The sequence below is a fragment of the Pseudomonas morbosilactucae genome (assembly GCF_023241715.1).
Classification (GTDB): domain Bacteria; phylum Pseudomonadota; class Gammaproteobacteria; order Pseudomonadales; family Pseudomonadaceae; genus Aquipseudomonas; species Aquipseudomonas morbosilactucae.
Window position 1 is genome coordinate 170,458 of record NZ_JALQCW010000030.1, and the last position, 11,719, is coordinate 182,176.

The window sequence follows — 11,719 nt, forward strand, 5'->3', positions numbered from 1 at the left end:
CGATACACCAGATCAAATTAAGAGTGTGTTTCAAGTAATTGAAATATAAGGGTTAGTTGTTTGGCATGGAGGCTGCAATAGGGGTTTCAGAGCGAATCTCCAAGGACAGCCCCATGACCCGAACATTGCCCCAGGCCTTGCAACAGCAGGCCGCCGAACGCGGCCCGGCCCTGGCCCTGCGCTACAAACAGTTGGGCATCTGGCAGACCCGCCGTTGGGCGCAGGTGCTGGAGGACGTGCGGCGCCTCGCCGGGGCCCTGCAGCAGTCGGGGTTTGAGGCCCACGACGAGTTGCTGATCATCAGCCAGGCCCGGGTCGAGGCGTTGCTCCTGGCCCTGGCGGCCCAATGGCTGGGGGGACGGGTCGGCTTGCTGGACCCGCGCCTGGACCATCGTCCGCGCCTGGCGCTGTTGCAGCCGCGCTTTGCCCTGGCCGAAGACCAGGCGGCGGTGGCCCAGTTAAACGCGTCGCCCCAGCCGCCCCGGGCGTTGCTCTATCTGGATGGGCGTGGCCTCAACCCGCCGCAGCCGGGCAACCTGCGGCGCTACGACGATCTGCTGAGCGAGGCCTCCCTGGAGCCGGCACCACCCCAGGCCGAGCCCCACAACACCGCCTTTGTGTTTTACCCCGACACCGATCAGACCGCCTTGCGCCTGAGCCACGGGCAATTGCTTGAAGGCGCCCGGCAGTTGGTGGCGCGCGAGGCCTTGAGCGCCGACGAAGAGGCCCTGGCCGCCCGGGTGTTCGCCGCCAGCGGCCAGGCCCGTTACCTGCTGGCGCCCTGGCTGGTGGCCGGTTTTTGCCTGAATTTCCCCGAAGCCCTGGAAACCCGCGACACCGACCGCCGTGAACTGGGCCCGAGCCTGGTGCTGGGCACCCGCGAATCCTATGGGCGCCTGGCGCAGTGGGCCGAGGAGCGGCTGCCGTTGCCGGGCAGCTTCAGCCATGGCCTGTACCGCTGGGCCCTGGTGCCGGGGCGTGGGGCCCTTGGCACCTGGCTCGGCCATTGGCTGATCCGCCGGCCGCTGCTGGATGTGCTGGGCATGAGCCGCTTGCGTGTGCCGCTGCTGGTGGGGCCGGCCCTGACCGAGGACAGCGCGGCGTTTTTTGCCGCCCTGGGCATTCGTCCCCGGCACTGGCACGAGCCGTCGTCCCTGGCCCAGCCGGACCCGAACCCTGAACCCCTGATCCGCCAATCCGCCTGACGAGCCCTTTATGAGCGCAACCGCTGCAACTCCATTACTTCGGCTCGATGACATCTCCCTGTCGTTCAAGGGGGTCAAGGCCATCACCGCCATCAGCTTTGCCGTGGCCCCCGGGGAAATCTGCGGGCTGATCGGCCCCAACGGCGCCGGCAAAAGCTCGTTGCTGAACGTGATCAACGGCGTGTACCAGGCCCAGAGCGGGCATATCCACTACGCCGGGCAGGTGCGCCGGCGCATGCGTCCGCACCAGGCCGCCGAGGGCGGCATCGCCCGGACTTTCCAGAACATCGCCTTGTTCAAGGGCATGAGCGTGCTCGACAACGTGCTTACCGGGCGCAACCTCAAGCGCCGCAGCTCCTGGCTGGAACAGATGTTCGGCCTCGGCCGGGCGCCCCGGGAGGACGACCGGCAACGCCTGCACGCGGAGCGGGTGATTGCCTTCCTGCGCATCCACCCGTGGCGCGACGCCCTGGTGGGCAAGCTGCCCTACGGCCTGCAAAAACGCGTGGAGCTGGCTCGGGCCCTGGCTGCCGAGCCGCAGTTGCTGCTGCTGGATGAGCCCATGGCCGGGATGAACGCCGAGGAGAAGGGCGAAATGAGCCAGTTCATCCGCGAAATCAACCGCGAGTTCGGCACCACCGTGGTGTTGATCGAGCACGACATCGGCGTGGTCATGGGCTTGTGCGACCACGTGGTGGTGCTCGACTACGGCCGCAAGATCGGCGACGGCACCCCGGAGCAGGTGCGCGCCAACCCTGAAGTGATCGCCGCCTACCTGGGCTCGCGACGTCCCCAGCGAGCGAGGAACTGAGCATGGAGTTTTTCTTTGAAGTGCTGATCGGCGGCCTGCTGGCGGGGGTCATGTACTCCCTGGTGGCCATCGGGTTTGTGCTGATCTACAAGGCCAGTGGCGTGTTCAATTTCGCCCAGGGCGCCATGGTGCTGTTTGCCGCCCTGACCTTTGTCAGCCTGCTGGAGCGCGGGCTGCCGTTCTGGCTGGCGTTCGCCGTGACCCTGGCCAGCCTGGTGGCCCTGGCCCTGGCCATCGAGAAGGTGGTGCTGCGGCCCCTGGTCAATCGTCCACCGATCATCCTGTTCATGGCCACCCTGGGCCTGTCGTACCTGATCGAAGGCCTGGCCCAGTTTCTCTGGGGCGCCCAGGTCCATGGCCTGGAGCTGGGCATTGCCGACGAGCCCCTGGAAATCCGCGGCATGTTGCTCTCCCAGTTCGACCTGTTCGCGGCCGGCACCGCGGCGGCGCTGGTGCTGGCCCTGTCCCTGTTGTTCAACAAGACCCGGGTCGGCCTGTCTTTGCGGGCGGTGGCCGACGATCCCCTGGCGTCCCTGGCGGTGGGCATTCGCCTGCCGCGGATCTGGGCCCTGGTGTGGGCGGTGGCCGGGTTTGTCGGGCTGGTGGCCGGGCTGCTCTGGGGCGCACGCCTGGGGGTGCAGTTCTCCCTGTCGCTGGTGGTGCTCAAGGCCTTGCCGGTGCTGATCATCGGCGGCTTCTCCTCGATTGGCGGGGCGATTGTCGGCGGCTTGATCATCGGCGCCGCAGAAAAGCTCGCGGAGATCTACCTCGGCCCGATTATCGGCAGCGGCATCGAGAACTGGGTGCCGTACGTGCTCGCCCTGGTGTTTTTGCTGGTGCGTCCCGCCGGGTTGTTCGGCGAGCGGACCATCGAGCGGGTCTGACTTTCTTTCAAGGAATGCCTTCATGCTGTATCGCGAAGCCGGTCAATTGAGCACCACCTACAGCGCCCAGCGCCGTACTTTTCGCCTGCGCCAGGACCGACTCGGCCTGGGGTTGCTGCTGGCCTTTGCCTTTGTCGCCGTGCCCTGGCTGGGCAACGACTATTGGTTCAGCGCCATCCTGATTCCGTTGCTGGTGCTATCCCTGGCCGGGCTGGGCCTGAACCTGTTGACCGGCTACGCCGGCCAGTTGTCCCTGGGGTCGGCGGCCTTTATGGCGGTGGGCGCCTTTGCCGCCTACAACCTGCAACTGCGGGTGCCGGGGCTGCCGCTGTTGCTGAGCTTTTTCCTCGGCGGGGTGATCGCCGCCCTGGTGGCGGTGCTGTTCGGCCTGCCGAGCCTGCGGATCAAAGGCTTCTACCTACTGGTCTCGACCCTGGCCGCGCAGTTCGTGGTGGAGTGGGTGCTGACGCGCTTCAGTTGGTTCACCAACGACAACGCCTCCGGGGTCATCACTTCGCCGCCGTTGCTGATCGCCGGCCTCGACTTCAGCTCGCCCCGGGGCCGCTACCTGCTGACCCTGAGCCTGGTGGTGCTGTTGTTCTGGCTGGGCAAGAACCTGGTGCGTAGCGAGCTGGGGCGCAACTGGATGGCGGTGCGCGACATGGACACCGCCGCGGCGGTGATCGGCATCCGCCTGTTCAAGGCCAAGTTGCTGGCGTTTGCCCTCAGCGGCTTCTACCTGGGCATCGCCGGCTCGCTGTGGGCCTTCGCCTACCTGGGCACGGTGGAACCTCACGGTTTCGACCTGAGCCGTTCGTTCCAGGTGCTGTTCATCATCATTATCGGCGGCCTGGGCAGCGTGCTCGGCAACCTGTTGGGCGCGGCGTTCATCGTGCTGTTCCCGATTCTCCTGGCCAACCTGTTCGGCCTGCTGCCCAGCGGCCTGATGGACTCCGGGCAACTGGAAAACCTGCAAAAGATGCTATTCGGCGCCCTGATCATCGCTTTTCTGATCAAGGAGCCCGAAGGCCTGTCCCGGCTCTGGCAACGCCTGCGCCTGCGGGCTCGGGTCTGGCCCCTGCGTTACTGATGCCTGTCGCTTTCTCAACCCCACACTGATCCGCCACAAGGAACTGCCTTTATGACTCACCGCAAACCGTTGCGCCGCCTGGCATTGGGCCTGGCCTTGCTGACCGCCGGCCTGACGGCCCAGGTCCAGGCTGCCGACGAACAGTACTTCCCCTTGCAGAGCTACCGGGTCGGCCCTTACGCCGCCGGCGGCACCGGCTTCTTCGGCGGCTTTATCGATTACCTGCAATACATCAACGCCCAGGGCGGGGTGAACGGGGTCAAGCTGACCTGGAGCGAATGCGAGACCGAGTACGTGGTGGAGAAGGGCGTGGAGTGCTACGAGCGCCTCAAGGGCGGCCTCAACGGGGCCCCGGCAGCGGCCACCAACCCGCTGTCGGTGGGCATCGCCTACGCGACCCTGGAACGCTCAACCGCCGACAAGCTGCCGCTGATTACCATCAACCACGGGCGCACCGATTCCACTGACGGCAGCGTGTTCCCCTATGTGTTCCCGTTGCAGCTCAACCCGTATTCCGAGGTCTCGGCGATCATCAATTACATCGGCCAGCGCGAAGGCGGGGCCGAGCACCTCAAGGGCAAGAAAATTGCCGTGCTCTACCACGGCTCGCCCTACGGCAAGGAAACCAACGGGGTGCTGGAAACCCTGGCGAAGAACGCCGGTTTCGAGCTGACCCTGCTGGAGGTGCCGCACCCGGGCAACGAGCAGCAATCCCAGTGGCTGAACATCCGCCGCTTGAAACCCGATTGGGTGATCCTGCGGGGCTGGGGGGTAATGAACCCGGTGGCCCTGAAGTCGGCACAAAAGGTCGGTTACCCGGCGGACCACATCATCGGCAACATCTGGAGCAACTCTGAAGAAGACGTGGTGCCGGCCGGCGCTGCTGCCAAGGGTTTTATCTCCATCACCACTCACCCGTCGGGCACTGATTTCCCGGTGCTGCAGGGCATCAAGGGCAAGGTGGTGGACGCTGGCAAGGGCAACCTGGCCGACCCGAAACGCTTTGGCACCGTGTACTACAACCTCGGTGTAGTGAACGGCATCCTCAACGTCGAAGCCCTGCGCCTGGCCCAGGAGAAATACGGCAACAAACCCCTGACCGGCGAGCAGGTGCGCTGGGGCTTCGAGCACTTGAACCTCGACGACGCGCGTTTGCAGGCCCTGGGCGCCAAAGGCCTGGTGCAACCGCTGAAACTGTCCTGCTCGGACCATGAAGGTGGCGGTGCGGTGCGCTTCCAGCAGTGGGACGGCCAGCGCTGGAACCTGATCAGTGACTGGGTGCAGGCCGACCGTGCCTTGCTGCGGCCGTTGATCGAGGCCTCGGCCGCGCAATACGCCAAGGAAAAAGGCATCACCCCGCGCAATTGCAGCCAGGAGCAATAAAACCCATGAGCCAGCGCCCGGAAAGTGACCCGCCGTTGCTGCAGGTCGAACAGGTGGAAGTCTTCTACGAGCAGTCGATCCTCGCCTTGCGCGGTGTGTCGCTGCAGGCGGCGGCGGGGCAGATGGTGGCGTTGCTGGGGGCCAATGGCGCCGGCAAGAGCACCACCCTCAAGGCCATTTCCAGCCTGGTTCGCGCCGAACGCGGCGAAGTGGTCAAGGGCCGGGTGCTGTATCAGGGCCGCGACATCACCCACGCCGACCCTGCCAGCCTGGTGCTGGCGGGGCTGGCCCAGGTGCTTGAAGGGCGGCATTGCTTCACCCATCTGAATGTCGAGCAGAACCTGTTGCTCGGCGGTTTTGCCGGACGGCCGTCGCGCCAGGTGCTGAACCAGCGCCTGGAGCGCATCTACGGCTACTTCCCCCGTTTGCGTCTGCTGCGCAAGCGCCTGACCGGCTACACCTCCGGCGGCGAGCAGCAGATGGTCGCCATTGGCCGGGCGCTGATGTCCGAGCCCCGGTTGCTGTTGTTGGATGAACCGTCCATGGGCCTGGCTCCCCAGGTCGTGGAGGAGATTTTCGAGACCCTGGGCCGGCTCAACCGCGAACAAGGGTTGAGCCTGCTGGTGGCCGAGCAGAACATCAACATCGCCCTGGACTACGCCGACTACGCCTATGTGCTGGAGAACGGGCGCGTGGTGGACGCCGGGGCGGCGTCTGAACTGGCCGCCAGCGACGACCTGCAGAATTACTACCTGGGGGCGCTGGCCGGCTGATTCAGGCCACCACTTCCACCCGGTCGCGCTGTTGCTTGGCCCGGTACAGGGCCTTGTCGACTTCGCCCAGCAGGGCTTCGAAACTCCACTGCGTCGGCAAGGCGCAGACATCGGCCAGCCCGGCACTGAAGGTCATCTGCAACGGTGGCTGCAGGCCCTGACGCTGCAACTCCTCGCGCAACCGCTGAAGAAATTGCCGCGCCTGGTGCACATCGGTTCCGGGCAGCATCAGCAGGAATTCCTCGCCCCCCCAACGCACGAACACATCCCCCTGGCGCTTGAGGCGGAACACGCTGGCGGCAAAGCGTTGCAGGGCCGCATCGCCAGTGGCGTGGCCGTGGTGGTCGTTGATGCGTTTGAAGTTGTCCAGGTCGATCATCGCCAGGGTCAGGGGCGTGCGCAACTGCCGGGCGCGGCTCCACTGGTCATTGATGATCGGCGCCGCGCCCCGACGGTTGAGGGCCCCGGTCAGGGTGTCGGTGATGCTCAACTGGAAGGCCTGCTGGCGCAGTTGCTCCTGAAGCATCAGGGCGAAACTCAGGGTGAACAGGAACGACACCATGAAATCCATCACCAGGGCGCCGATGCTCGGCAGGTCCGGGCTGTCGAACGCCAGCGGCGGCACGGGCTCGACCAGGGTGCTGAACAGCGACGAGGCGTGGAACAGGATCAGCGCGGTGTGCCCGGCGATCAGGCCCCAGGCCCCGCGGTAACGCTGCTTGAGGGCCCAGGCCGCGCGCAATTGCTGGCCGATGCTCAGCAGCACGATAAAAAAGAACCAGGGCAGCAGGTAGGAACTGTGCAGCAGTGCCACCGCGCCGACGGTATAGACCAGCGGCAGGAGCAGCACCCGGTCCAGGGGCCAGCCACGGCCGCCACGGTGCCCGAACAGGTGCTCCAGGGCCAGGGTGTGGGCACCGATGGCCGCCAGCAGCAGGGCGATGCCCGACACCAGTTCCTGGGGTGGGGTCAGCAGGCCCAGCCAGGTATAGCCGTCGCCCAGTACACCGGGTTGCAGCAGCACCACGCCGCGGTAGGCGGTCAGCAACAGGTCGCCGGCCAGCCACCAGCGCAACGCGCCGCCGGACGAGCCGAGGCCGAAATACGACAGGCACAGCACCAGGGCGGTGAGCAGGCCGAAAGGAATAAGGATCAGCGACAGGGTAATGGGGTCGTTCAGCAGCATGGTCGGGCGATTCGAAAGCCAGGGGGGCAGGGAGTGTGGAGTGCCTTACCGCGGGCTTGTGCTCGCACGCTGGTGGGAAAACCGCGCCATTATGGCAGAGCCGCGCGGTATGCAAACCTGTGCTGATGCGCCGTCTGGCGCCTGGTTGAAACGGGCCCGCCCCAGGTGCCGTTGATTCCCCGGGGCGGGCGCGGCTTACGGGGCGAAGCGGAACGAGGCGCCGTAGGCCGAGGCCGGCAGGTGGCTGGCACCGTCGGCACGCAAGCGTGAGCGAAAGGTCCCGCGCTGCGGCTGGGTGCGATACAGCCCGCGCTTTTGCAGTTCGGGAATCACCAGTTCGACAAAGTCTTCAAGGCTGCCCGGGCTGATCAGCGGGTTGAGCATGTAGCCACTGGTGCCGGAGATCCGCGCATGTTCCTCGATGCGCTGGGCCACCTGCTGCGGGGTGCCCACCAGAATCAGGTCGCTGCCGCGGGTGACCTGGGCGAAACGCTGTTTGACGTCGCCGGCGGTCAACGGCTTGCCGCTGCCATCGGGGCGCATGACGTAAGAGGTCAGGCCCTCGGTGTGGGTGGACAGGGCTTCGTTGTCGGCATAGCGGCTGATGTCGATGCCGGTGTCGCCGGCGTAGCTCACCAGTTGCGCCTGCAAGTGGTAGTTGCTTTGCAGCTCGGCGTATTTGCGCTGGGCTTCGATCTCGGTCTTGGCGGTGACGATGCGCAACACGGTCAGGGATTTCACATCCTCGGCCTGGCGTCCGCGCGCCCGTGCTTGGGCCCAGATGTCCTCCAGGCCCTGGCGGATGTCCACCGGGTTGGATTTGGCGATAAAGATCAGCTCGGCATGCTTGGCTGCGAATTCCCGGCCACGGCCCGACCAGCCGGCCTGGATCAGCAGCGGCGTGCGTTGCGGCGAAGGCGAGCACAGGTGCGGCCCGGCCACTCGGTAATGCTCGCCCACATGGTTGATCGGGCGTACCCGGTCGCCGCGGGCATAGGTTTGCCGGGATTTGTCGGCCAGCACCGCGTCATCGGCCCAACTGCCTTCCCAGAGCTTGTAGGCCACATCGAGAAATTCCTCGGCGCGCTCATAGCGGTCATCGTGCTTGATCATCTGCTCCAGGCCGAAGTTGCGTGCGGCGCTGGACAGGTAGGAGGTGACGATGTTCCAGCCCACACGGCCATTGGTCAGGTGGTCCAGGGTGCTGAAGCGCCGGGCGTGAGTGAACGGGTGTTCATAGCTGGTGCTGACAGTGACCCCGAAGGCCAGGTTTTCGGTGATCGCCGCCAGCGCCGGGATCAGCAGCAAAGGATCATTGGCCGGGGCTTCCACGGCCCATTTCAAGGCGGCGTCGGCGTTGCCGCCCAACACGTCGTAGAACCCCAGTACGTCGCCGAAAAACAGCATGTCCAGGTGGGCCTGATCGGCGATTCGCGCCAGGTTCGACCAGTAACTCAGGGAGTTGATGCTCAGGCGTTCATCGGCGGGGTGGGTCCACAGGCTCGGCGCGCCGCCGCAGCCGACACTGGATTGCTCGTAGAGGGCAAACAACAAAGGGGTTGGATCGGACATCGAGGGTTCCTGAAAAGTCGCTGGGGGCAGGGGCGCGGGCGGGTGTTGAGGCACCCGCCACGCACGCATTCATATATTTAAACGCACTATAAAAATGCCTTGTACGACTTTTATGGAATAAAAGCCGAGCTTCGAGCTATATCGCCCCCCGGCGCAAACGGCCCTCAGTGGCCCACCAGTTCCTCCAGCAATTGCTCCTTGTAACCCTGTAGGACGGGCGAAGAACGCTCCCGGGGATGGGGCAGGTCCACGCGGATTTCATGCTTGATCCGTCCCGGGTGGGCGTCCATGACAATGACTCGGTCGCCCAGGTACAGGGCTTCCTCGATGTCGTGGGTGACCATGATCACCGTGCAGCGCTGCTGCACCCAGATGCGCTGCAGCTCGTGCTGCAGGCGCACCCGGGTCAAGGCGTCGAGGGCACCCAGGGGCTCGTCCAGCAGCAACACCTTGGGTTTATTGATCAGCGCCCGAGCAATCGCCGCGCGCTGCGCCATGCCGCCGGACAGTTGGTGCGGGTAGGCGTCTTCAAAGCCCTCGAGGTTGACCAGGGCGATGTGCTCGGCCACCAGGCGCTGCTTTTCGGCGGCCGACAACGGGTGGTTCTTCAGCGCCAGGGCAATGTTCTGGCGCAAGGTCATCCAGGGAAACAACCGGTGGTCCTGGAACACGATGCCGCGCTCCAGGCTGGCGCCGACCACGGGTTGGCCATCGAGCAGTATCTGCCCCTGATAATCGCGCTCCAGGCCGACCATCAGCCGCAGCAGGGTGGATTTGCCGCAGCCGCTGGCGCCGACAATGCTAACGAACTCCCCGGGGCGGACCTGCAGGTCGATGTTCTCCAGCACCGGCAGGGCCTGGCCCTGGATCCGGTAGGTTTTGCTGAGGCTGCGGACTTCCAGGGCGCCAGAGGCTTGGGTCAGGCTCGCCTGGGGCGGGTGTTGGGCGATTGCATTCATGTCTTGGCCTTCAGCGGGTAGGGCGCCAGCGCAGCAGGCGGCGGCTCAGCAGGGAAAACAGCAGGTTCATCAGGTAGCCACACAGGCCGATGCACAGCACGCAGAGGACGATTACCTCCATGCGTGAACCGGCCTCGGCATTCATCATCAGGTTGCCCAGGCCGGCGCCGGACGACAGGAACAGCTCGCTGCCCACCGTGGTCACCCAGGCAAAGGCCAGGGCCTGCAAGGCGCCGGTGGCGATGCTCGGCAAGGCTGCGGGAAACAGCACATGGCGCAGTTGCTGCCGGCGACCCAGCACCAGCACCTGGCCCACTTCGCGGTAGCGCTGCTCCACCTGGCTGAAGCCCAGGTAGGTGTTGAGCACCATGGGGTAGAAGGCGGCGAGGCTGACAATCAGTACCTTGGAAAACTCGCCGTTGCCGAACCACATGGCAATCAGCGGGATCCAGCCGAGCATCGGTACCTGGCGGATCGAATGGAACAACGGCCCCACCAGCCGATTGGCCACCGCCGACAAGGCCATCAGCGCGCCCAGCAACACCCCGAACAGGATCCCTAGCAGCAGGCCGCCGCTGGTGCGGGCCAGGCTGGCCAGGAGGTTGACCAGCAGTTCACCGTTGCCCAGCAATTCCACCAGGGCGCTGCCGATGGTCGACAACGGCACGAACGCATAGGCCCCAGCGGCGTCCTGGCGGGACAGGTATTCCCAGAGTGCGAGCAACAGCAGGGGCAGCAGCGCGCCGCGGGTTTTTTTCAACAAAGCGATCATTCGAGGGGGCTCCTAGCGGGTCTGCCAGCGCAGCAGTCGCCGCTCTAGGCGGCGGAAGGAAAAGTCCAGGACAAAGCCGATCAACCCGGTGATGACGACCCCGACCATCACGACATCGATGCGCAGCATCTGCCGGCTCATTTCAATCATCTGCCCCAGGCCGCTGTCGGCGGCCAGCAGTTCGGTGGCCACCAGCACCACCCAGGCTCGGGTCAGGCTGATGCGAAAGCCGGTAATGATCGGCGGCGCGGCGGCGGGCAGGGCGATCTCGCGGACCAGGGTCGGCCAGCGCAGTTGATAGACGTCGGCCACTTCGAAGTAGCTGCGGGGAATGGCCTTGACTCCCTCGCTGGCCGCCAGGGCCACCGGGAAAAACGCGGTTTTGGCGACGATGACGATCTTGAAGGTTTCATCGATGCCCAACAGCAGCACGAACATCGGGATCAGGGCGATGCTGGGGATCTGCCGCAGGCTGTGGAACAGCGGTGCGCAGTAGGCCTCGACGTTTTTCGACAGGGCCATCAGCACGCCAAAGGCCAGCCCGCTGAACGCACCGATGGCGAACCCCAGGCTCAGACGCGACAGGCTGTTATCCAAGTGCTCCAGCAGTTCCCCACTGGCCAGCAAGGCTTCGAAGGTTTGCCACACCTGGGCCGGCGGAACCAGCAAGTTGCGCGGAAAAATCCCCGCATTGGCCACCAGGTGCCAGAGCAACAGCAAGGCAACGGGCGAGATCACCCAAGTCAAGGCATTGAAGACAGGACGAACAAAACGAGCCATGGCAATTCTTACTTCAGCGAAATACCCCTGACCCATCGCAAGACCTGTGCCACCTGCACGGCAAGATTGTGCGACGTTATTGGGGGGGCTGTTGTGTAGGAGCTGGCTTGCCAGCGATGGCGGGTTTAAGGGCGCTGCAAGCGTCAAGTTGCAAGCTTCAAGGGCCCTATCGCCGGCAAGCCGGCTCCTACAGGTGGGGGGCGTCGGTGAGACGGGGTTGGGTCTGACGTGTTGGGGAGGATGTCGTGTAGGAGCTGGCTTGCCAGCGATGGCGGGTTTAAGGGCGCTGCAAGCGTCAAGTTGC

General features: G+C 65.2%; 11 protein-coding genes. 6 read left to right on the top strand and 5 right to left on the bottom strand.

The features are described 5' to 3' along the window. Nucleotides 1-113: 113 nt before the first annotated feature. From M1B34_RS13850 to M1B34_RS13875, 6 genes are read left to right on the top strand one after another with little or no spacing between them, the layout of a single operon-like run. Nucleotides 114-1,205: an AMP-binding protein gene (locus M1B34_RS13850; protein WP_268265424.1), complete on the top strand. Its 1,092-nt coding sequence runs from the start codon at nucleotides 114-116 to the stop codon at nucleotides 1,203-1,205. A 10-nt stretch (nucleotides 1,206-1,215) separates the two neighbouring features. Then, nucleotides 1,216-2,016, top strand: a complete 801-nt coding sequence (locus tag M1B34_RS13855; RefSeq protein WP_268265425.1) for an ABC transporter ATP-binding protein — start codon at nucleotides 1,216-1,218, stop codon at nucleotides 2,014-2,016. A 2-nt stretch (nucleotides 2,017-2,018) separates the two neighbouring features. Then, nucleotides 2,019-2,900, top strand: coding sequence for a branched-chain amino acid ABC transporter permease (locus M1B34_RS13860; RefSeq protein ID WP_268265426.1), 882 nt, complete (start codon nucleotides 2,019-2,021; stop codon nucleotides 2,898-2,900). Between the two features lie 22 nt (nucleotides 2,901-2,922). Then, nucleotides 2,923-3,990 carry a branched-chain amino acid ABC transporter permease gene (locus M1B34_RS13865; RefSeq protein WP_268265427.1) on the top strand — a complete coding sequence of 356 codons (1,068 nt, stop codon included), beginning with the start codon at nucleotides 2,923-2,925 and terminating at the stop codon, nucleotides 3,988-3,990. 51 nt (nucleotides 3,991-4,041) lie between these two features. Beyond that, a complete protein-coding gene (locus M1B34_RS13870; RefSeq protein ID WP_123332738.1) occupies nucleotides 4,042-5,373 on the top strand; it encodes an ABC transporter substrate-binding protein in 1,332 nt (443 codons plus the stop codon). Nucleotides 5,374-5,378: 5 nt separating this feature from the next. Then, nucleotides 5,379-6,146: an ABC transporter ATP-binding protein gene (locus M1B34_RS13875; RefSeq protein WP_268265428.1), complete on the top strand. Its 768-nt coding sequence runs from the start codon at nucleotides 5,379-5,381 to the stop codon at nucleotides 6,144-6,146. 1 nt (nucleotide 6,147) lies between these two features. On the opposite strand, the gene M1B34_RS13880 is transcribed toward M1B34_RS13875, so the two are convergent. The 5 genes from M1B34_RS13880 to M1B34_RS13900 form a co-directional block, all read right to left on the bottom strand. Then, nucleotides 6,148-7,332, bottom strand: a complete 1,185-nt coding sequence (locus M1B34_RS13880; RefSeq protein ID WP_268265429.1) for a GGDEF domain-containing protein — start codon at nucleotides 7,330-7,332, stop codon at nucleotides 6,148-6,150. Nucleotides 7,333-7,527: 195 nt separating this feature from the next. Continuing rightward, nucleotides 7,528-8,904 (bottom strand): LLM class flavin-dependent oxidoreductase, encoded by a 1,377-nt coding sequence (locus M1B34_RS13885; RefSeq protein ID WP_268262001.1) that lies wholly within the window; start codon nucleotides 8,902-8,904, stop codon nucleotides 7,528-7,530. Nucleotides 8,905-9,068: 164 nt separating this feature from the next. Then, nucleotides 9,069-9,863, bottom strand: a complete 795-nt coding sequence (locus tag M1B34_RS13890) for an ABC transporter ATP-binding protein (protein WP_268262000.1) — start codon at nucleotides 9,861-9,863, stop codon at nucleotides 9,069-9,071. 10 nt (nucleotides 9,864-9,873) lie between these two features. Next, nucleotides 9,874-10,635: an ABC transporter permease gene (locus M1B34_RS13895; protein WP_268265430.1), complete on the bottom strand. Its 762-nt coding sequence runs from the start codon at nucleotides 10,633-10,635 to the stop codon at nucleotides 9,874-9,876. A gap of 12 nt (nucleotides 10,636-10,647) precedes the next feature. Next, complete coding sequence (locus tag M1B34_RS13900) at nucleotides 10,648-11,415, bottom strand: ABC transporter permease (RefSeq protein WP_268265431.1); 768 nt, start codon at nucleotides 11,413-11,415, stop codon at nucleotides 10,648-10,650. Nucleotides 11,416-11,719: the final 304 nt, after the last annotated feature.

Coding starts and splice junctions, on each gene's coding strand:
- M1B34_RS13890 (WP_268262000.1), bottom strand. CDS start 9,863: ATGAATGCAATCGCCCAACACCCGCCCCAGGCGAGCCTGACCCAAGCC.
- M1B34_RS13860 (WP_268265426.1), top strand. CDS start 2,019: ATGGAGTTTTTCTTTGAAGTGCTGATCGGCGGCCTGCTGGCGGGGGTC.
- M1B34_RS13865 (WP_268265427.1), top strand. CDS start 2,923: ATGCTGTATCGCGAAGCCGGTCAATTGAGCACCACCTACAGCGCCCAG.
- M1B34_RS13880 (WP_268265429.1), bottom strand. CDS start 7,332: ATGCTGCTGAACGACCCCATTACCCTGTCGCTGATCCTTATTCCTTTC.
- M1B34_RS13850 (WP_268265424.1), top strand. CDS start 114: ATGACCCGAACATTGCCCCAGGCCTTGCAACAGCAGGCCGCCGAACGC.
- M1B34_RS13895 (WP_268265430.1), bottom strand. CDS start 10,635: ATGATCGCTTTGTTGAAAAAAACCCGCGGCGCGCTGCTGCCCCTGCTG.
- M1B34_RS13855 (WP_268265425.1), top strand. CDS start 1,216: ATGAGCGCAACCGCTGCAACTCCATTACTTCGGCTCGATGACATCTCC.
- M1B34_RS13885 (WP_268262001.1), bottom strand. CDS start 8,904: ATGTCCGATCCAACCCCTTTGTTGTTTGCCCTCTACGAGCAATCCAGT.
- M1B34_RS13900 (WP_268265431.1), bottom strand. CDS start 11,415: ATGGCTCGTTTTGTTCGTCCTGTCTTCAATGCCTTGACTTGGGTGATC.
- M1B34_RS13870 (WP_123332738.1), top strand. CDS start 4,042: ATGACTCACCGCAAACCGTTGCGCCGCCTGGCATTGGGCCTGGCCTTG.
- M1B34_RS13875 (WP_268265428.1), top strand. CDS start 5,379: ATGAGCCAGCGCCCGGAAAGTGACCCGCCGTTGCTGCAGGTCGAACAG.